General features: G+C 49.3%; 19 protein-coding genes. 12 read left to right on the top strand and 7 right to left on the bottom strand.

What is annotated here, in order from left to right; all coding sequences use genetic code 11:
* The first annotated feature begins 2 nt into the window (after positions 1-2).
* Entirely contained in the window at positions 3-218 is a 216-nt protein-coding gene (locus V3O24_RS12650) for a heavy-metal-associated domain-containing protein (protein WP_104424401.1), read from the top strand.
* Between the two features lie 16 nt (positions 219-234).
* Positions 235-2475, top strand: coding sequence for a heavy metal translocating P-type ATPase (locus V3O24_RS12645; RefSeq protein ID WP_331307498.1), 2241 nt, complete (start codon positions 235-237; stop codon positions 2473-2475).
* 29 nt (positions 2476-2504) lie between these two features.
* On the opposite strand, the gene V3O24_RS12640 is transcribed toward V3O24_RS12645, so the two are convergent.
* Positions 2505-3878, bottom strand: a complete 1374-nt coding sequence (locus tag V3O24_RS12640; RefSeq protein ID WP_331307497.1) for a hypothetical protein — start codon at positions 3876-3878, stop codon at positions 2505-2507.
* Positions 3879-4226: 348 nt separating this feature from the next.
* Here V3O24_RS12640 and V3O24_RS12635 point away from each other — a divergent pair, with 348 nt between their 5' ends.
* The 6 genes from V3O24_RS12635 (at position 4227) to V3O24_RS12610 (ending at position 9256) form a co-directional block, all read left to right on the top strand.
* Complete coding sequence (locus V3O24_RS12635; RefSeq protein WP_104424399.1) at positions 4227-4442, top strand: hypothetical protein; 216 nt, start codon at positions 4227-4229, stop codon at positions 4440-4442.
* 225 nt (positions 4443-4667) lie between these two features.
* Positions 4668-4835 carry a heavy metal translocating P-type ATPase metal-binding domain-containing protein gene (locus tag V3O24_RS12630; protein ID WP_104424398.1) on the top strand — a complete coding sequence of 56 codons (168 nt, stop codon included), beginning with the start codon at positions 4668-4670 and terminating at the stop codon, positions 4833-4835.
* An 89-nt stretch (positions 4836-4924) separates the two neighbouring features.
* Positions 4925-5107 carry a hypothetical protein gene (locus V3O24_RS12625; RefSeq protein ID WP_258076664.1) on the top strand — a complete coding sequence of 61 codons (183 nt, stop codon included), beginning with the start codon at positions 4925-4927 and terminating at the stop codon, positions 5105-5107.
* Between the two features lie 112 nt (positions 5108-5219).
* Positions 5220-5831 carry a hypothetical protein gene (locus V3O24_RS12620; RefSeq protein WP_331307496.1) on the top strand — a complete coding sequence of 204 codons (612 nt, stop codon included), beginning with the start codon at positions 5220-5222 and terminating at the stop codon, positions 5829-5831.
* Positions 5832-5967: 136 nt separating this feature from the next.
* A complete protein-coding gene (locus tag V3O24_RS12615) occupies positions 5968-8418 on the top strand; it encodes a heavy metal translocating P-type ATPase (RefSeq protein WP_331307495.1) in 2451 nt (816 codons plus the stop codon).
* A 7-nt stretch (positions 8419-8425) separates the two neighbouring features.
* Positions 8426-9256 carry a sulfite exporter TauE/SafE family protein gene (locus tag V3O24_RS12610; protein WP_331307494.1) on the top strand — a complete coding sequence of 277 codons (831 nt, stop codon included), beginning with the start codon at positions 8426-8428 and terminating at the stop codon, positions 9254-9256.
* 250 nt (positions 9257-9506) lie between these two features.
* On the opposite strand, the gene V3O24_RS12605 is transcribed toward V3O24_RS12610, so the two are convergent.
* From V3O24_RS12605 to V3O24_RS12580, 6 genes are all read right to left on the bottom strand, one after another.
* Positions 9507-9746, bottom strand: a complete 240-nt coding sequence (locus V3O24_RS12605) for a type II toxin-antitoxin system HicB family antitoxin (RefSeq protein ID WP_104424393.1) — start codon at positions 9744-9746, stop codon at positions 9507-9509.
* Positions 9746-10012 (bottom strand): type II toxin-antitoxin system HicA family toxin, encoded by a 267-nt coding sequence (locus V3O24_RS12600; RefSeq protein ID WP_331307493.1) that lies wholly within the window; start codon positions 10010-10012, stop codon positions 9746-9748. Before V3O24_RS12600 ends, V3O24_RS12605 begins: the two co-directional genes overlap by 1 nt.
* 95 nt (positions 10013-10107) lie before the next feature.
* Positions 10108-11220 (bottom strand): hypothetical protein, encoded by a 1113-nt coding sequence (locus V3O24_RS12595; RefSeq protein ID WP_331307492.1) that lies wholly within the window; start codon positions 11218-11220, stop codon positions 10108-10110.
* A gap of 318 nt (positions 11221-11538) precedes the next feature.
* A complete protein-coding gene (locus V3O24_RS12590) occupies positions 11539-14010 on the bottom strand; it encodes a heavy metal translocating P-type ATPase (RefSeq protein WP_331307491.1) in 2472 nt (823 codons plus the stop codon).
* Between the two features lie 213 nt (positions 14011-14223).
* Positions 14224-14520, bottom strand: a complete 297-nt coding sequence (locus tag V3O24_RS12585) for a hypothetical protein (protein WP_331307490.1) — start codon at positions 14518-14520, stop codon at positions 14224-14226.
* A 247-nt stretch (positions 14521-14767) separates the two neighbouring features.
* Positions 14768-15073 (bottom strand): hypothetical protein, encoded by a 306-nt coding sequence (locus tag V3O24_RS12580; RefSeq protein ID WP_331307489.1) that lies wholly within the window; start codon positions 15071-15073, stop codon positions 14768-14770.
* A gap of 385 nt (positions 15074-15458) precedes the next feature.
* On the opposite strand from V3O24_RS12580, the gene V3O24_RS12575 reads away from it, so the two are divergent.
* The 4 genes from V3O24_RS12575 to V3O24_RS12560 all read left to right on the top strand — a co-directional run bounded on the left by V3O24_RS12575 (position 15459) and on the right by V3O24_RS12560 (position 19469).
* On the top strand, positions 15459-16748 hold the full coding sequence (locus V3O24_RS12575) for a sulfite exporter TauE/SafE family protein (protein ID WP_331307488.1): 1290 nt from the start codon (positions 15459-15461) through the stop codon (positions 16746-16748).
* A 518-nt stretch (positions 16749-17266) separates the two neighbouring features.
* Positions 17267-17563 carry a hypothetical protein gene (locus V3O24_RS12570; protein WP_331307487.1) on the top strand — a complete coding sequence of 99 codons (297 nt, stop codon included), beginning with the start codon at positions 17267-17269 and terminating at the stop codon, positions 17561-17563.
* The gene (locus V3O24_RS12565) at positions 17560-18795 is read left to right on the top strand and encodes an FtsX-like permease family protein (RefSeq protein ID WP_331307486.1); all 1236 of its coding nucleotides are present in this window, start codon (positions 17560-17562) and stop codon (positions 18793-18795) included. Before V3O24_RS12570 ends, V3O24_RS12565 begins: the two co-directional genes overlap by 4 nt.
* A 2-nt stretch (positions 18796-18797) precedes the next feature.
* Positions 18798-19469, top strand: a complete 672-nt coding sequence (locus V3O24_RS12560) for an ABC transporter ATP-binding protein (protein WP_331307485.1) — start codon at positions 18798-18800, stop codon at positions 19467-19469.

Here is a 19469-nt window from a genome sequence, read left to right as displayed (position 1 = left end):
AAATGATTGAATCCGTATCGTTAACTGTTACCGGCATGAAATGTGGCGGTTGCGAAGCCAATGTGACAAACAAGCTGAACGCTGTCGACGGCGTGTTGTCGGTTAATGCATCAAGCAAAAACAAGGAAGTCGACGTTGAATTTGATACAGAAAAAACCAGTTTGGATGTTATTACCGACGCTATCATTGATGCGGGTTTTACCGTGGAAACATCGTAATTAAAGAGGTGATGTTATGAGCGCCAAGACTTCCGATGAATTGCGGTTATCTATCTTGGGTATGAGTTGCGCCGGATGCGTCAGCGTCGTTGAGGGCGCTCTGGCTGCGGTTGATGGCGTGACCTCGGTCAGCGTCAATTTCGCCGACCATTCCGCGCTGGTTAAAGGCGGCGCCGATCCCGAGCTGTTAAAGCGGGCCGTTAAGGAGGCCGGTTATGATGCAGCGGTGATGGAGGGATTTGAAGATCCTTCCGAGCAGGAAGAGCAAGAACTGCAACGTTACCGGCAATTGATGAAAAAAGCCGTTGTAGCGGCAATCTTCGGTACGCTGTTGATGGTAGGCGATCATTTCGGTTGGTTGCCGGAAATCGGTTCTCCGACAGGACTATGGCTCTGGCCGGAAATCGCGCTGATTACCTTAAGTATCCTGGTTTATTCAGGCTGGCATTTTTACAGCGGTGCGTACAAGGCGCTAACGTTAGGGCAGGCCAACATGGACACCCTGATTGCGTTGGGTACAGGCTCGGCGTGGCTGTATTCCTGTATTGTTATCGATTATTACGCCACCCTGCCGTCTCTGGCGAAACATGCCTATTTCGAAGCCGCCGTGATGATTCTGGCCTTCATTAACATGGGTTCGGGATTGGAAACATTGGCCAGAGGCAAAACCTCCAGCGCCATTCGTCAGCTGATCGGGTTGCAGCCGCGCACCGCCCGCGTGATCAGGAATGGCGAAGAAATAGACATAGCTATCGAAGACGTGGGCTTGGGCGAGACATTAAGAGTCAGGCCCGGCGAAAAAATCGCCGTGGACGGCGTGTTGCTGGAAGGGCATTCCACGGTTGACGAGTCGATGCTGACCGGCGAATCATTGCCGGTAGAGAAAACCGTGGGTGCGGAAGTGGTTGCCGGAACCATGAACCAGACCGGCAGTTTTTTGTTTACCGCAACCCGGATCGGCCGCGATACCGCACTGGCGCAGATTATTAAAAGCGTCCGGCAAGCACAAAGCAGCAAACCTGAAATCGCCCGTCTGGCGGATAAAATTTCCGGTGTTTTTGTACCGGTTGTCGTCGCGGTTTCGGCGCTGACTTTTTTGATTTGGTACGCTTTTGGGCCGGAGCCTTCACTGGGCTATGCCTTCGTCACCTCGATGACCGTTCTGGTGATCGCCTGTCCTTGTGCGTTGGGTTTGGCTACGCCTATTTCGGTGATGGTCGCGGTGGGCCGTGCCGCCCAATCAGGCATATTGATTCGTAAGGGCGAAGCCTTGCAATTGGCCGGTAAATTAACCTGCCTGGTACTCGATAAAACCGGCACGGTAACCGAGGGCAAGCCGACTGTTTCAACGGTTGACGCCATCGGCGACATTAGCGAAGAGCAGGTGTTGCAATGGGCGGCCAGTATTGAATCGGGCTCGGAACACCCGCTGGCGACCGCTATTATATCGGCAGCGGAAGCCAGGCAAATAAAGCTCGAAAAAGTTAAACAATTTGCCGCAGTTGCGGGCCACGGGGTCATGGCGACCATTAACGAACGGCGCGTACTGTTCGGCAACAAGGCGTTGATGGAAGAGCAAAGCGTTAGCTACACGCGCTTTAACGACCGGTTGGAAGAGCTGTCGGCTTTGGGCCAAACGCCGATGCTGCTTGCCGTAGACGATCAAATAGTAGGCATTATCGCCGTTTCCGATCCGATTAAAAAGGATTCTGCGCATGCGGTGAAAATATTGAAAAACCAGGGTGTGCGCATCATCATGGTGACCGGGGACAATCAGATAACCGCTAATGCGATTGCCAGGCAGGCGGGCATTTCCGAAGTGCGGGCGCAGGTGTTGCCTCAGGATAAAGCCGAGGTGGTTAAGGAACTGCAACGGCAAAGTGAAATCGTCGGCATGGTCGGCGACGGTATCAACGATGCGCCCGCCTTGGCGCAGGCCGATGTTGGTTTTGCAATCGGTACCGGAACCGATGTCGCCATTGAAAGCGCCGATGTGGTTATTTTGCAAGGCTCGCTGTTAAAAGTGCCTGAAGCCATCGAGTTATCCAAGGCGACGGTGATCAATATCAAGCAAAACCTGATCGGCGCATTTTTCTATAACACCGTCAGCATTCCGGTTGCGGCAGGTTTGTTGTATCCGTTATTCGGCGTTTTGCTAAACCCGATGATTGCCGGTGCGGCGATGGCGTTGTCTTCGGTGACCGTGGTCAGCAACGCCAACCGCCTGCGTTGGATGAAATTCGGCGAGAGCAGATAACTGTAAGGTGTGAATCTGTGAGAATAGTCTTATAAACTATTCTCACAGTCTTCTGGCTGAGTATTTTTATTATCTCGGCACGGAACCACAATAACCTGGGCAAAGCCTCCGCCGGGAGTGCGGAAATTAGTTGTTTGTCCCTGATAGAGGCGGGCGCTTATCAATTGTGTCCGGCCTTTATAAACGTAATGCCGCAGGTCAAGTTTGAAATCGACGATTTTGTTTTCCACTTCCAATTGACGTTCACTCGGTTGCACCAGCGTCTGTGCAACGTAATCGCCCTGCAATATTTCGCCAAAAACCCGCCGGGTTAGCTTGTCGCCGCGATAGGCGGCTTTGCTGCCGTAGCCTTTGGCGGGTTTAAAAAACAAATGTTTGCGGGCAGCCCACAGTGATTCGGCATCATCAGGATTGACCGAAACGGTATGGGCGATACCGGTAAGAAGCAGGGTTCTGGTTTTCGCATCAACGCCGAGATCCAGCAGTGCTGCTTCGTCAGTCAGCAGCGCCAAGTTTCTTTTGTCGGCATAAAGTGCGTGAGCCCTTGGGTGAGGGGTTACGACTACCGCTTTGGCCAAGTAGGCTTTTAATAAAGATTCGTGCGCCGCTGCTTCTAATCCGAAATCCGTCAGCCGATTGTAGATCAGGTCAATACGCTGGTTTTCGTGCCAAAGCGCTTGCTCATGAAATACCAGTTCAGATGGATCGCAAATAACGGCGTTTATGTTATTTTGTTCAAACAGTTTTTTGAACAAAATAAATTCCGGCAGCATGTATTGGCTTTCCGGATTTTCATCGACAATAGCGATAGAACCTAAAGGCTGTTCACCCCGTTCCGCTTGCCACTCTTCAAGAAACATCGCAATAAAGGCTTGTTCAGGATTATCGGCGCCTGTTGCGCATGTTATCTGCGCCAGTAATTCTTCCACGGCTAAATCGCAACAGGTTTTTTGCGTGCGCGCCACGATAGCATTAAGTAAAGCTCCGCCCGCATTGGTGTTGATTTCAATTAATTGTGGTCCTTCGGGGCTCAGGTGGAAGTCGTAACCGAAAAAAACACTGTGCGCCTTCGGTATAAATTTCGCCGCATCGGGAGCATACGCAAGGACGCGTTCCTGATAAGCGGGTAAAGCGATAACACTTTCTACGGCAGTAATGATCTCGCGCTGTTTTTTTATACTGCTGTCGGTAACAAAAACGGCGGATTCGGCAAAAAGATGCGGGCGTTCTTCCATGATCATTCGATACAGGTTGGTATCGTCTTGCGCTTGCCAAAGTTCCGCATGCATTGCTTCCCGGTTGAGCGATACGCAACGGCATTGGCTATTGAGCTGGTCGGCCTGCTGCTCGCAGTGATGCGTGTCGGTCGTTTGGGATGGGATTGAATGGGGTGGGAGCGTCATTTAAATTTCATTTGTTGCGATAAAAATATTGTTGAATTCTGATTTAAGGAGTGGGTCGTCTGTCATTGTCAATTTGTGGGTGTTGTCGATATTAGCGGGGGCTAATCATAGAGCAAACTGCGGCTTATACCCATTACTTATTTTTGCAGGTCAAATAAAGGGGTGTAGAGCAATATAAGGGATATGGCGCACCAACTCATTAAACTATGTTATTTAACCTAGTTCAATAAGTTGGCGTGCAATCAATTCTATTTATTTTTAATAAAATCAGTTGTTTATAAATTGGCATTAATTGTGCTCTCTGTTTTGTACGTTTTATTACTTAATTGTATAGAAGAGGTGTGAAATATGAGTCAGCAAGCAGCATCCACAGAAGTTAACAAAAATAATAACGGCTCTTTGTTATTAGGAACCGGTTTAGTTGTTGCGTCGATGATTTTAGTGCCGGCTTTGGCTGTCAGGCTGGGTCTGGGCGCTAGTTTGACAGGGGCGTTAAGAATTGCTCTGATGAAGGCTTCAAGTCGGGCGGTGAGTGGCAGGGCTGATGTGTCTAAGGCCGCTTAAGTAATCCCGGAGTTGTTATTTTTTGCTCAGACATTGTATGCCAAAATATACAATGGATGGGTTATAATGGAACAGCTTTAATTTTTGCCTCAGCTCATTTGTTAGTCATGCTGCTTGAACGATGCAATTACCCAGTTAGCGATGTGAATAAGTCGTATGCTGTTGTAGGGAGATTCATATTTTGCTAGCATTGGCAAACAGGTTAAATAACATAGTTTAAGTATAATGACCGATACTAAAAAAGTGTGCGATCTTTGCGGATTGGATGTTGAAACACCGAGTTTTACATTGAAAACAAAAGAAGGCGATAAAGCGTTTTGCTGTGAAGGATGTAAGGGCATTTATCAATTGTTAAATGAAGATCAGATTCTGCCCGATCCTGACCAGGATTAATTGTTTGAATTATTAAGGGAAAAATCAATATGAAGCTCGCAGCTAAAGGGTCAATTGTTTCATCTACAGTACATACGGGGAGTAGACTAATGAGTAATGTTGCTAAACATCCGGTTCTTGTTTTCGGTATGGGCGTGGTAGCCGGCTATCTGGTCTACAAATACAGAAAAGAAATAATTTCCGGCACCACCAAGGCAGTAGACGCCGGTAAAGATTTTGTGCTGCAACAAAAAGAAAATCTGGAAGACATCGTCGCGGAAAGCAAAGAATAACAAACAGATTCTTCAGTCAACGTCGGTTCATTTCTTACAGAATAACGGGTGTTCTTCCTGTCTGCATAAAGCCAGGGCGCCCGTTTTGTTTTTTCAGGGGTTTTCTTAAGTTATGTCTATCCAAAAAGAGTTTGTGCTGCGTTATCGTGTGGACGGGCATGTAAGATTTCAAATACCCGCTCAGGTTTGCAATGTTGATGCAGCCAAAGCGGTGACGGATGGCATCTCCAAAATAGACGGTGTGTATCGCGCCAAGCTCTATCGCGGGCAGCAGAAATTATCTATTCGCTTCGATGAAGCGGTTTGCGATTTCAAGTCGTTGGCCCGGCAATTGTTTCAATTGCTCGCCGATCTGGAAAAAAACGGCGACTTAAATCCGAAGCCTGTTTCAAAGTCAGTGCTGTGGAAGGAAAAAGTCAAATCGAAATTAGACGGTTTTAAAGCGACACGGTGGGCCAAAGAAAAATTTGGGGATGCGAAAGAAACCGTTCAGGCCGCTAAAATCATCACCAAGATGGGCATGAAAAAGCCTGCGGCTTTCATGAAAGACCCGGAAAAAGCCATCATTGATTTTTTAAACGATATTTTGGTGATCTTTCTTATCAGGCTGCACTGGAACAATATTACTCAACATTGGCTGGTAAGACCTTTTGCGCATCGTTATGAATGGATGGCTCTGTTTTATATGTTCTTTTTGTTAGTCCGTTCACGCAGACAAAAATAGAAAGAGGCAAAAGGCGAAAGGAGCATGTTGAAGATTGTTTTTTTAGTCTTTCGCCTTTCATTTCTCACTTTGTGGTGATCAGTTTCGTTAGAGACTTTCTTCGCTATACTCTCCAGCCCCTCTGAAAACTTTCGCTATGGATACACAAGCTTCTACGCCGAAAAATTTCCAGCTAGTCCATCAATTAACCCGACGTATCCGAATCATCTCGCCGATCTTGAAAAACGATCAGGAGCGCGGCTATATTTTCGAGATTCTTTTAAAAAAGCGGCCTGAAATAAAAAGGGTGCGCTCAGTATACGCGTTGGGTTCTGTCGTTATTCAGTTCGACCCGACCCATCTGCCCAAAAAGAATTTACTGATTATGTTGGATGCGGTGCTGGGTAATATTGCCCGGAAACAGGCCGAACAGCACGAACAACAAAAAAAGGTCTTCGATGGTCCGGTACAGGAAGTCGATCTTGCCGTTGAAGGCATGACCTGCGCATCCTGCGCCTTGCTGATCGAAATGGTGCTAAAGCGCGACCCCAGAATCAAGCAAGCCAGCGTAAACTTCGGAACTTCAACCCTGACCGTTCATGGTCAGTTAGCCAAGGATGACGTGAGCGCCAAGGTTGCGACTTTAGGCTATCAAACCTACGCGATGGATACCTTATCGCAACGTAAAAAACTGATCGAAAAAGAGCAGCAAAGGATTGTTGTCGCTAAACGCCGGTTTATCTGGTCCGCTGTTTTGAGTTTTCCGGTTGTCGTTGTCGGCATGAGCATGCCGACCTCGCGCTGGCTGCATTGGATGCAGTTTGCGCTGACCACGCCGGTGGTTTTCTGGTCGGGTTGGACGTTTTTTACCAAAGCCTGGCGATTGGCAAAGCAACGAACGGCCAATATGGACTCGTTAATCGCTCTCGGCGTCGGCTCGGCTTACGGCTACAGCTTGCCCGCATTATTCAGGCGCAGCGGTCATATCTACTTCGAAGCGGGCGCGGCCATCATCACTTTTGTGCTGTTGGGGCGCTTTTTAGAGGAGAGAGCCAAAGGTAAAGCCGGCGAAGCGATACGCAAACTGGTCGACTTGCAACCGCAAACCGCAACCCTGATTCGCGACGGACAGGAAATAGTCATTGCCGTTGACGATTGCGCGATAGACGATGTGCTGCTGGTGCGTCCCGGCGAGAAAATACCGACCGACGGCATCGTCATCCACGGCGTATCGACGGTTGACGAGGCCATGGTGACCGGAGAAAGCCTGCCCGTCGTCAAAGACGTGGGCCATCAGGTCATTGGCGGCTGCGTCAACGGCAACGGCGCGTTGCGTATCCGCGTAACGGCGGTGGGCATGGATACCGTGTTGGCGGGCATAGTGCATATGGTCGATCAGGCGCAGGCGACCAAGTTGCCGATCCAAAAACAGGTCGATAAAATTTCCGCCGTGTTTGTGCCTTCAGTGATGGTTCTGTCGGGTTTAACCATGGCCGGTTGGCTGCTGGTAGGTGCGCCGTTCGGCTTCGCTTTCGGTAACGCGATCACGGTATTGCTGATCGCCTGTCCTTGCGCATTGGGCTTGGCGACACCGGCGGCGATTATGGTGGGCGCGGGGCAGGCCGCGCGCGAAGGTATTTATATCCGCAACGGAGAAAGCCTGGAAACGGCCGCGAAACTCAATGTCGTTGTTTTCGACAAAACCGGCACGATTACCGAGGGCAAGCCTAAAGTCACCGATTTGCTCAAACTGTCCCGGATCAGCGAAGAAAAAATAATCCGGTTGGCGGCCTCGGCGGAACACAGTTCGGAGCATTTTTTGGGCAAGGCGATCGTTACCTATGCCAAGGAACGGTCTATCGAATTGCAGGAATGCACGCATTTTTACAGCGAAACCGGCCGGGGCATCGAGGCCGAAGTAGACGGCAAAATGCTGTTGTTGGGCAATCAAGCCTGGCTGTTGGAGAAAGGCATCGTGGTTGACGGTTTGCTGGCTACGGCAGGCGATTTTTCAGGGCAAGGCAAAACGCCGGTATTTATGGCAATCAACGGCAAAGCGGCGGCTGTATTCGGCATTGCCGACAAGCCCAGGCCTCAGGCCGTACAAGCCATTCAGCACCTGAAAAAACTGGGCGTACACACGCTGATGGTAACCGGCGACACCGAAAAAACCGCAAATTATATTGCCGCTATTGTGGGCATTGAAACGGTCATTGCCAATGCCAAGCCGGAACAAAAACTGGCCATCATTCACCAGTTTCAAGATGACGGCAAAAAGGTCGGCATGATCGGTGACGGCATTAATGACGCACCTGCATTGGCGGCTGCCGATGTCGGCTTCGCGATCGGCACCGGCACCGACATCGCGATTGAGTCGGCCGATATGACGCTGGTGCACGGCGACATCACCAAGGTGACCGAGGCTATCCAGTTAAGCACCGATACCATCAGGATCATCAAGCAAAACCTGTTCTGGGCATTCGGTTATAACGTCATTGCCATTCCGGTTGCGGCGATGGGAAATCTCAACCCGATGATAGCCTCAGCGGCGATGGCCTTAAGTTCGGTTTCGGTTATTGTTAACTCATTAAGATTAAATAAAAAATAGGAACGCAATGGATCATTCAACGATGGATCATGGCATGCAGCATGTCGTTGCCGCTGCCGGCGGATTTGATTACGGCCTTGCTTTTATGGCCGGCGTACTGGGCAGCGGCCACTGTGTCGGAATGTGCGGCGCGCTGGTTTCAGGGTGTTTTATGAAACCAGGCATGTCAAAAAGTTATTTGCCGTATTTTGCGTATCAGTTTGCCAGAATATTCGTGTACACCCTGGTCGGATTTGCAGCGGCCACACTCGGCGTCGTGCTGGTTTCCAGCGGGGTGTTCGGTCAAGTTCAAAGCATCCTGCAAATGATCATCGGTGCTGTTGTGATTGTTCTCGCCCTGGGTATTTTAGGCTGGATTCCCTTTCAAGGCTCGGTAAAGCTGTTGCCGATGAATGTGTTGCGCCGGGGTTATGCCGAATCGAGAAGCAAAGGCCCCTTGCTTGGCGCAACGATTGCCGGATTGTTAAACGGCCTGATGCCGTGTCCGTTAACCTTTGCGATGGCGGTTAAAGCGACATCGGCGACGACCATTATGGAAGGCGGCTTGCTGATGCTGACGTTCGGCGCAGGCACTTTGCCTACCATGCTGTTTGTCAGCGTGGCGTTCGGCAAAATGAGCGCCCAATTTAGAGGCTTGATGTTGAAGTCTGCCGCGCTGATTATGATCGCGATGGGCTGCAACACGATCTATATGGGATTGTCGTTCTATGCTGCCGAAAGCTTCCAGCAACATAATTTCATCCACGATATAAAAAATGAAATCGATGCGGTTATTCTGTTTCTGCAACAAATGCTTGAATACTATACCGGCTTGATAAAAAACATTCAGGACAGTTAAATGTCGCAAGCTGATTTTGTCGCACTGAGGCATGCGGTTCAAAATCAGGAGTCAATGAATAAACTGTAAAAGTCCGGATTCGATCCGGCATAAATGAAATCGAATTCGGACTTATGCCGACATTATCTAAAGATCAAAACTATGAATACCTGCTTTCGGCCATTTCCTGTCTTCCAAGGAGGGTTCTGGAATGGCCGGTTTATGTTAGAAACTGCTCATTCATAACGTGAAGCTCCGCTGGAGCGTTGGGTTAGGCTACATTCAATAATTTACTGGCTAAATTCCTGCTCACCGTAGGAGATGGCAAAGGCTTCCCATCATTTTTGATAGTTTCAACCCATTCATTCACAATCTGACAAAGCTCGGTATAAACTTGAATCTCATCATCTCCATGACAGCAAGTGTCAATTATTCCGGGACAAGAACCAACAAAACATCCATCTTCATCGGACCATTCAACAATTTTGATATAGCGGTCACTTTCTTTCATTATTTTGACTCCACAATCTTTTTCTTTGTCTCGCGAATTTGATAGGGTTTAGCATTATCTGAGAGTTGCCCAGAAATAGTAATGCGGCTACCGTTTGGATGTTCATAGTTTCTATGGCTACCTTTGCCGCCTCTATTAACAAAACCAGCCATTTCTAAATCACGAACAAGTTCTTTAATCTTAGGCGGCATTTTTATATTCCAATAATTTGCTTTTAGACTGAAATGTCGGGCAACAAAAAGCGGTTGCCCGACCCGGCTGCTCATTCATAACGCCACGCATCACCGGACGCAAAAAGCAGAGCGAGGAACGAGCGGTGCTCTTTGCGGTCCGAGTGCATGCGATTGTTGGGCAAAAAAGCTTATATTTCAATTTCACCAAAATCACCTGGCAACACGTCAATATCTTCGCCAGCAATCCTCTCACAAGTAGTTTCAATGTCCACCTGCTTCGACTGAAGAAACTGCAAGAAAGCATCAACAACACTGCTCTTGCTCACCACGAGGCCGGTATTGTACGACCTAGCGTGCTCGGATGATTTCAACTCCATGTCGTTAAAGTATAGGCTCATGTTTAATAATGCGTCCCATAATGGCATGCCTTGACGTGACAGCGATGAAAGCGAAACGTGAAGACATCGGGAAAAAAGCAATTTTCCGTCAATGCTCAAATCAATAAGCAACATATCGTGGCCCTTATCTTTAAAGCCACCTTTTAGCTGTTGCTTCAGGGAAGACAGTTCTGCCCAGTACGCACGCTCAAAGAAATCCGGTTCATCAGCGAGTAGAACGGTTCCGCCGCTTCCATAATCAAACCAGCCAGGATAGTACGATGCGAAGGGATTGATCCGCTTGCGATCAAATTCACGAATCCCTTTTATCAAATTACCGGTATTAGACTCTGTTCGCGAATATACGAAATAGAGCGCAACCGCTATCGATTGAGCAGCGGGCAATTCAGCTTTCACTTGAGAAACTCGGGACAAAGCGTTATCGAATGAGCATAGCAATTGGTTACCATTAATTCCCCCGTATCTCGGTGCTGAATAATTGGCTGGTCGTTTTGGCTGATTCTGAAGTTGTTCAGCCACTTGTAACAAAAACTGCTCAAATTCGGAAATAACAAGAAATACTATCCCTTCCTCAGTCATGGCTCTTTGCAGCTCATCGGGAATGCATTCGCCATAAACAAAGAAAATAACTTTCAGTGGCTGTTTATTGCGGATATGCTGAATCTTATGAAGAATAGCGTGGGAGTATTTTTTTCTGTCTTGGCACTCAATTAAATAATGGCGCGTTTCGGCAGTGTAGTGAATAACCAACTGAAAATCTGGAATAACCAGTTCCCCATTTTGAAGCTCAATTCTAGGCTGCGAAGAAAAGGATACTAAGTCTGGGTGGCGTTGTTGAAGTTTTTCCAACAGTCCCATTACGTCTCGCTGGAACTGATATCCTTTTTTATTTGAGGAACTCATATCGTTTTCTGCTGGCCCAACAAGTGATTATATAGTTTTCTGTATATCTACCACGAAACTTGCTTTGTAACAATTACTGAGTGATCTTTGTAAGGATTTTTCCTTTCAGTGTATTAACAAAAACGTCAAAAATCTATGGCCGGTTAAGACTATATTGGCGTCGGTCAATTAGAAGGGGTGATAGGCAGAAAAGGGCCGAATTCAGGCAGTTTCAGTGTTTGGGTATGGGCAAATGGCTAGTCATGTCCATATTCAACCATCGAAATGTTGGGCATAAACAGCATGCCCAACATTTTTTGAAGCCTTGCCCCCATCCATCTACTTGCGCTGCAACCTCAAGGAATTAAGCACTACCGAAATGGAACTTAAGGCCATCGCACCCGACGCAATCATCGGGTTAAGCTTGCCCAGAGCCGCCACCGGAATAGCTATCGTGTTGTAACCCAAGGCCCAGAACAGGTTTTGTTTGATCACGCGCAAGGTCTCGCCGCTCAATTCCATCACATCGGCGACCTTGCTGATGTCGCCGCTGACCAGGGTAAGATCGGCGGTTTCGATCGCGACATCGGTGCCTGTGCCGATCGCAAAGCTGACATCGGCCGATGCCAGGGCGGGCGCATCATTGATGCCGTCGCCGATCATGCCCACTTTATTACCTTGGGCTTGCAACTCGCGGACAATTTCGAGTTTCCGGTCCGGTTTGGCGTTTGCAATGACGGTATCGATGCCCACCTGTTCGGCAATGTAACGGGCGGTTTGTTCGGTATCGCCGGTGACCATCATGGGATTGAGCCCCAGCTTGCGCAGTCTTTCGATAGCTTCCCCTGCGTTCGCCCGCGGTTGGTCGGCGATGCCGAACAGCGCCGCCACTTTGCCGTCCATGCTCACATAAACCGGAGTCTTGCCTTGTTCGGCCAAGGATAGGGCGCGTTTTGCCAAGGTTTTTAAATCAACGCCCGATTCTTCAAGCCAGGAGCGATTGCCGATCAAGACATCGCAACCGTCCACCCTGGCATGAATGCCGTGGCCGGGGACATTGGTAAATGCTTCGACCTTGACCGGGCTGACATGATGTTCCTGAGCATAAGCAACGATTGTTTTCGCCAGAAAATGCTCGGAGCCGGATTCGGCCGCAGCAACCAAGGTTAATATGCGCTGCTCGCTCTTTTTAGCAACGGTAATGAAATCGGTAACCTGAGGCTTGCCTTCGGTAATGGTTCCTGTTTTATCGAATACGATCGTAGTCAGCTTCGATGCCATCTCCAGGCTTTCCCCGTTGCGGATGTAAACTCCGCGCCGCGCCGCCTGCCCGGTGCCGACCATGATCGCCATCGGCGTCGCCAAGCCGAGCGAGCAGGGGCAGGCGATCAGCAGTACCGCTACGGCATTGCTGAAGGCGATTCGAAAACCCACGCCGACCGACAGCCAGGCCAGGAAGGTAAGTGACGATACCGCTATCACGGAGGGTACAAAAACAGCGGAAATTCGATCCACGGTTTTTTGGATGGGTAATTTGGACGACTGGGCCTGGTCCACCATATGAATAATGTTTGCCAGGACGGTGTCCGTGCCGACAGCGGTGACGCGCATTTTTAGAACGCCGTTGCCGTTAATGCAGCCGCCGACCAGGTGGTGACCATGCTCTTTTACAACCGGCAGACTTTCGCCGGTTATCATGGATTCGTCGACAGTCGAAAGGCCGTCAATCACGATGCCGTCAGTCGGGATTTTTTCGCCGGGGCGAATCAGCAATATGTCATTGACGTGAACCTGCTCAACGCTGATCAGGACTTTTCTGTTGCCATGCATGACGGTTGCGTTTTGCGGCTGTAAATCGACCAGCGAGCGGATCGCTTCATGGGCTTTGCCTTTGGCTTTTTCCTCCAGGTAGCGGCCGATCAGGACGAAGGCTATGATCCCGGTTGCTGAATCGAAGTACTGCCCCCGTTTACCGGCCAGCAGGGACGCCACGCTGTAACCGTAAGACGCACCCACTCCCATCGCAATCAGGCTGTCCATGTTGGTGGCCCGTTGCCGGGCCAGTTTTACGGCTTTATCAAAGAACGGCCATCCTGCCCAGAGCACGATAGGCGTGGCGAGCAAATGCTGCGTCCAGTGCCAAAACCGGGACGTGGGTGCGGCCATGCCGATAATCATGACGGGCAAACTTAGCACACCGGCCAAAATGGCGCGCCGCCGGGCATCGATCAGGCGTTGTTTTTCGCGCGCGATCATAATTTGGCGCTGAGCCAGGCTATCCAGATTCTGCGCTTTGTAGCCCATGTTGCCGATCAGCATGCACACGTTTTCTTTAGTGGTTCGACCGGCCACCGTAGCGGTTTCGGTGGCGTAATTGACGTTCGCCGACGAAATGCGCGGGTCCCGGTTCAACAGCATCTCGATTAAAAGTGCGCAGGATACGCAGCTCATCCCATCGACACTGAGATTGAACTCCTGTTCGGCAAGATGTTCATCGCCCTCGGCAGGTATTAATTGCGTAGCGTTATTGAAAACAGTTGTGGTTTTTTTGCCCAGATTCGCCAGTAACGCATCCAACAGGGAGAGCAGCTTTGTTTTCGGCAGTTTATCGGGATCGAAGTGGATGACTATGGAAGCAATATCGGGAACTGTGCGGACTTTTTCGATGCCTTCCCGCTTTTGCAGCAGGATCTCCAGAACGCATGCCCGTTCAGGATCTTTGCGCAGAATCGGGGCAATAATACGGACTCGCCGGTTCAGTGCATGAACTACTTTGCCGTGGGTTAAACTGCCGGTATCAGAAGCTTTCATTTCAGTGTCCATGATAGTGATATTTCAGAACTTTTACCGGCTATGCCTTAAGTAAAAGCCTGCCAACTTTAAGGTGGCGGGATGCACGCCTCAAGGCTTAACCGCTTGCCTGAGCCTGTCATGAGCTTGTCGAATGGGGGCCGCTCATGCTTCGACAAGCTCAGCACGAACGGATTTTGCGCATTCCAACTGATCTTTTTAGGTTTATTCTTGTTACCGGGTTTCGTCGGAAGCCGAAATGATAGACTTGCGATACTTATAAATATAGCAGCCTGCAACGACACCGAGACCGAAAAGCGTCAAGGGATGTGTGATGATTTTTTTGATAACGCTTTTCCCTGCGCTGGAACCGGCGGATACGGCAACGCCCGAAGCAATTGCAGGCGTTTTCATCATCGATCCCATGCCCTCGCTCATCATTGAGCCCAGAGTCATTTTCTCCATCGCTGAGTCCATCATTTTTGCCGTTCCAGTCTCGGCTACAGCCTTTGCTCCGTGTACATGCGCCATAATTTACGCTCCTTATTCAATGTTATTAACAGGGCTCAAAAGCTGAATACACATTTTGAGCCGGACGATAGTTTGCTCTTAACCGCTTATTCTGTATCTGTTCAATGGTTACCCGCGCGCAATATCCGTAAAGATGGCGATGACAATATGGTGGAGTACAAGGCTAGCCTTGTACTTGTAAATTGTTCAAAGCCGGCTTTGAACTCCAGAACGTCATTATCGGCTTATCGCGCGCTACGGGATTACCTTATTTTGTAGCGTCAGTGTCTTCGGCATCCTGCAGGCTTTCCGCAAGGAAGTCTTGAAGATGTTCTTTTTGCTTCAAGACAAAATCCTTGCTTTGTTCGGCGGTTTTGCTAGTGAGCACAATAATTTCTTTACGGTATTTATGCGTCAGATAACCGGCAACAAAACCCATTCCGAACATCACAAGCGGGTGTTTGGCCAGCGTAGTCATGACGCCTTTGCCCGTTTCCAGGATTGTTGCCGCCGCCATGGTCGTTGCAACGCCTTTCACTACCAGCTCGCCTTTAGTCGAATGGCTTGCTGTCATGGCCGTTTTTCCCTGGTTCGGGGTCGAATGTGTTTCTGTAGATATGTGATTCATCGAATACCCTATATTGTAACTAAAATTTATTTAAGACAATTTTTATAATTAAGTCAATTAATATTCAGTTTTCTATGTCATTGCAGTAAGGATATTATCAAAAGCAGAAAAACTTACTGCCGTATATATAACTTGACAGTTTGTTTAAATGTACTCCACTGAACTTCGTTGTGCAATAGATCTGCTGGGTAAAAATAAACTCTTACTTGACCCCTATGCTGGGTATTTAATAAGCTATATCCGATTTACTTCAATAATCCTATTGTTAATGGATTTATTCTTACGGTTCTATGCCAATCCGAAGGATTTTACCGATGCTTAACATCCAGTCATGACTAGTAACAACGAGAGTTTTCAACCTGATCCGGTTCATCGTCCTAACGCTTTGTTTTCGGTATTAAAAAAAGTCGTAGCGGTCACATTTGCGCTTTTTGGCATCGGCTTGATTCTTTGGCTCGACAGCTGGTTCATGAGTCATTCCGACATGCCTAAACTCAGTCGCGACATGAGTTATGGCCTGTTGATCCTGATCGGCTTCCTGACCAGCTTTCACTGCGTCGGCATGTGCGGCCCGCTGATTCTCGGTTACACGGCAAAATCGGCTACCAACGGACATAAATCCTACGCCACGCATTTTCTTTACGGTATCGGTAAAACGATTTCTTATACATTGATCGGCGCGCTGTTTGGTGCGTTCGGCTCAATCGTTGCGTTCACCCCTTACACGCAAGGTGCAGTCGGCGTCGCGGCGGGGGTTTTTCTTGTTCTGTTCGGATTGCACATGCTGGAAGTGTTTCCGTCGTTGAGCCGTTTTCAGTTTAAAGCGCCGAAGTTCCTGATGCGCTTTGTCGGCAAGGAGTACCGCAGGCACAGCAATCCATTTGTGATCGGCTTGCTGAACGGTTTGATGATTATTTGTGGGCCGCTGCAAGCGATGTATGTGATGGCGGCCGGCACCGGCAGCTGGTCGCAAGGCGCGGCGATTCTGTTCTTTTTCGGCATCGGCACTTTGCCGTTATTGCTGGGTTTCGGCTTTCTGACCAGTCTGCTTTCGACCAATCTGACGCCGAAACTGCTGAAAGCTTCCGGGGTGATCGTCATGGCGCTGGGCGCAATCATGCTGAACCGCGGCTTGGCGGTCACCGGTACCGGCGTTGATTTCAATACCCTGGTTGCCCGCGTGTCGCAGCAATTGTCGCCGACGGTCGCTGAAAGCCCTTCCTGCGAAACCGAACAAATCATCAACATGGATGTGATTAAAACCGGATTCAAACCGAACAAATTTACATTACGCAAAGGCGTTCCGGTCAAATGGGTGATCAACGCCAAGGAACTAAACGAATGCAACAAGGCAATCGTGGTGCCGCAGTACGGGCTTGATATTCAGTTCGAGCCCGGCATTCAGGTCATTGAGTTCACGCCCCCCGAGACCGGCGTGGTGCCGTGGAGTTGCTGGATGGGGATGATTCCCGGAACCTTTATTGTCGTTGACAACGAGCCTGAAGTGGGTAGGGCGGAAAAAACGCAGCCTGTGGAGCAGGAAATTCCGGCAACAGAAACCGAGCAGCAACGCTTGATTCGGGAATTGAAGCAGTTGTGGCGCCGGGTTATGCCGGAATGATGGGTTCCAACTGCCCGGCGGTTGCCGGGAACGCGGATGGCGCGGGTTTTACGGATAAACGCCGATAAAAAAGAAAATCAAATTCGTCCGGTTCTGTGCTTCCGTGTTTTAAAAATCCGGCCGGTCTAACTAATCTCTGCCGAATAGCTACGATCGGTTTAAATAAGTAGTTATTAAGGATATTAATTCTTTTATTAAACTGTGTTATTTAACGTAATTAACGTGGGATATAACATAGTTTAATTGGGTTTGTTTTTCGTTCTTTTTCTAATGTTTTGATTAATTTTAATTAAATATAAAAGGCATATATTGTGCTCTCTTAATCGAATCGCGCTTAGTGATATTTGTGTTTTATACTAAAGTTTTATAATAATCGAATATATTGTTGCCAGACCTGGATCATTTGCCGATAATTTAAAAGCAAGAGCAATTGAACCGCCTTTATAAAGCGGGTAATTCAGTTACCCATTACGCACAGAACAATCCTTGAACGACTGGCACATTTTTGAGCATTGCCGATGAGAAATTCCTCGTTATTTTTTTTGTATTTATCGACCGGCGTTTTTTTTCTGGGTCTGCTGCTGATGCATGCCTCTTTTAGCGCAAAGGCGCAGCAGGAAAGCCTCGGAGAAAAATCGGCGCTGGTTAAAGCGCTAAAACTGACCGATCTGTGCCTGTTCACCGAAGCCCGCTACACCCGACATCTGTCGCAAGCCGATTTAAATACCGCGTTCCAGGACCATCCGCTGTCGCTGGAACACTTTCCGTCCGGTTCGTTCACCCAACCCCCCGAAAGGATTATCGATCGCCCATGAGAAACTGGATTGAAAAACAACGTTACATCATAGACTTTACTATCTCTTCATTGCTGCGCAGAAAAGTGAAAAACTTCGGTTTGCTGGCTTTATATACGCTGATCGTCTTTATTCTGGCCTCGACGATGTTCTTCACTTATGCGATTAAAAAAGAAGCCTCGCTGATCCTGAAGGGCGCGCCGGAAATTGTGGTGCAAAAAATCGTCGCCGGGCGGCACGATCTTTTTCCGGCCAGTTATATCGAAACCATTAAAAACATCCGTGGGGTGGCCTCCGTCGAAAGCCGGTTGTGGGGCTATTATTACGACAGTCTGGTTAGCGCCAATTACACGCTGCTGACGCCGCCAAGCAACGATGCCGCCAAGCCGTCCACGAAGACCACGGTGGTTGAAAGCGAATCCGGCGGGCAGCCGGCCAAACCCTTGTATGAGCTCAATGGCGCGGTGCTAGAACCGGGAACGCTGATTATCGGCAACGGCGTCGCGCGTCTTCGCAACATCGGTAAGGATGATTACATGCCGTTTCGCGCCTTTGACGGCAAGGTGATGAATTTCAGGATCGCGGGCGTCCTGTCCTCGCAATCGGAACTGGTTTCCTCCGATTTGATGCTGATTACCGGCGAAGATTTTAGAAAACTGTTCGGCATCGACCAGAGCCATGTGACCGATCTTACCGTCGCCGTCAACAATCCCAGCGAAGTGGAAATGGTGGCGTCGAAAATAAAGAAACACTTGCCCGATGCCCGGCCGATTATTCGCGACGAGATTCTGAGGACTTACGATTCCATCTTCAACTGGCGCGGCGGCATGATGATCGTCATTTTCTCGGCGGCGGTGCTCGCCTTCGTTATTTTCGCCTGGGACAAGGCTTCGGGTCTGAGCGCAGGGGAGCGGCGGGAAATCGGCATACTCAAGGCGGTGGGCTGGGAAACGTCGGACGTGATCCAGATGAAATTTTGGGAAGGGGCCGTGGTTTCGCTGACGGCTTTTTTCAGCGGCGTGATTCTGGCTTATGTGCATGTCTTTTTTACCGGTTCCATTGTTTTCGAGCCGGCGCTGAAGGGCTGGTCGAGTCTTTATCCGAATTTCGAGCTGACGCCGTTTGTCAATCTCGAACAGCTGACGACGCTGTTTTTCCTGACCGTGGTTCCCTACACCGTGGCGACCATTGTTCCGATCTGGCGGGCTGCGACCATCGACCCTGATTCGGCGATGCGATTTACTGGAGAATAGTCATGATCGAACTGGTCAATGTTAAAAAAGTGTTTAACGCGGGCAATCCAAGCGAGTTTTCGGCGCTGAACAGCGTCAATCTGTTTATCGAGGAAAACCAGGTCACCGTGCTGAAAGGCCCCAGCGGTTCGGGAAAAACGACGTTGCTCAGCATCGTCGGCTGCATGAGCCGTCCTTCGGCGGGGCGGGTAAAGTTGCAAGGACGCGAAATTACCAGTCTGCCGGAACGGTTTTTGACCGATATTCGCCGCAAGACTTTCGGTTTTATTTTTCAGCAACCGAACCTGATTAAGGGTATATCGGTATTGGATAACGTGATGTTGCCTGCCTACCCGCTCGGGGAAAAGCGTTCGCATCTGAAAATCAAGGCGATGAACGGTCTGTCCGAACTTAATATCGCCAACAAGGCCGCTTCTAAGGTGGAGTGGTTGTCCGGCGGGGAAGCCCAGCGCGCCTCTATCGTGCGCGCCCTGATCAACGATCCGCATATCATCATTGCCGATGAGCCGACCGCCCATCTCGATACCAAGCTGTCGTACCGGTTCATGGAAATCATCGAGAAATTCAAGGCGGAAGGTAAAACCGTGATCATCACCAGCCATGATCCGCTGGTCTATGAATCTTCGATGGTGGACCGGGTGGTCAACCTCCGCGACGGCCAAATCGAGGGTTAG

The organism is Methylobacter sp. Wu8 (assembly GCF_036440755.1).
Taxonomy (GTDB): Bacteria; Pseudomonadota; Gammaproteobacteria; order Methylococcales; family Methylomonadaceae; genus Methylobacter_A; species Methylobacter_A tundripaludum_A.
The sequence above is the reverse complement of the archived record's forward strand: the minus strand, read 5'-3'. Positions and strand labels throughout refer to the sequence as shown.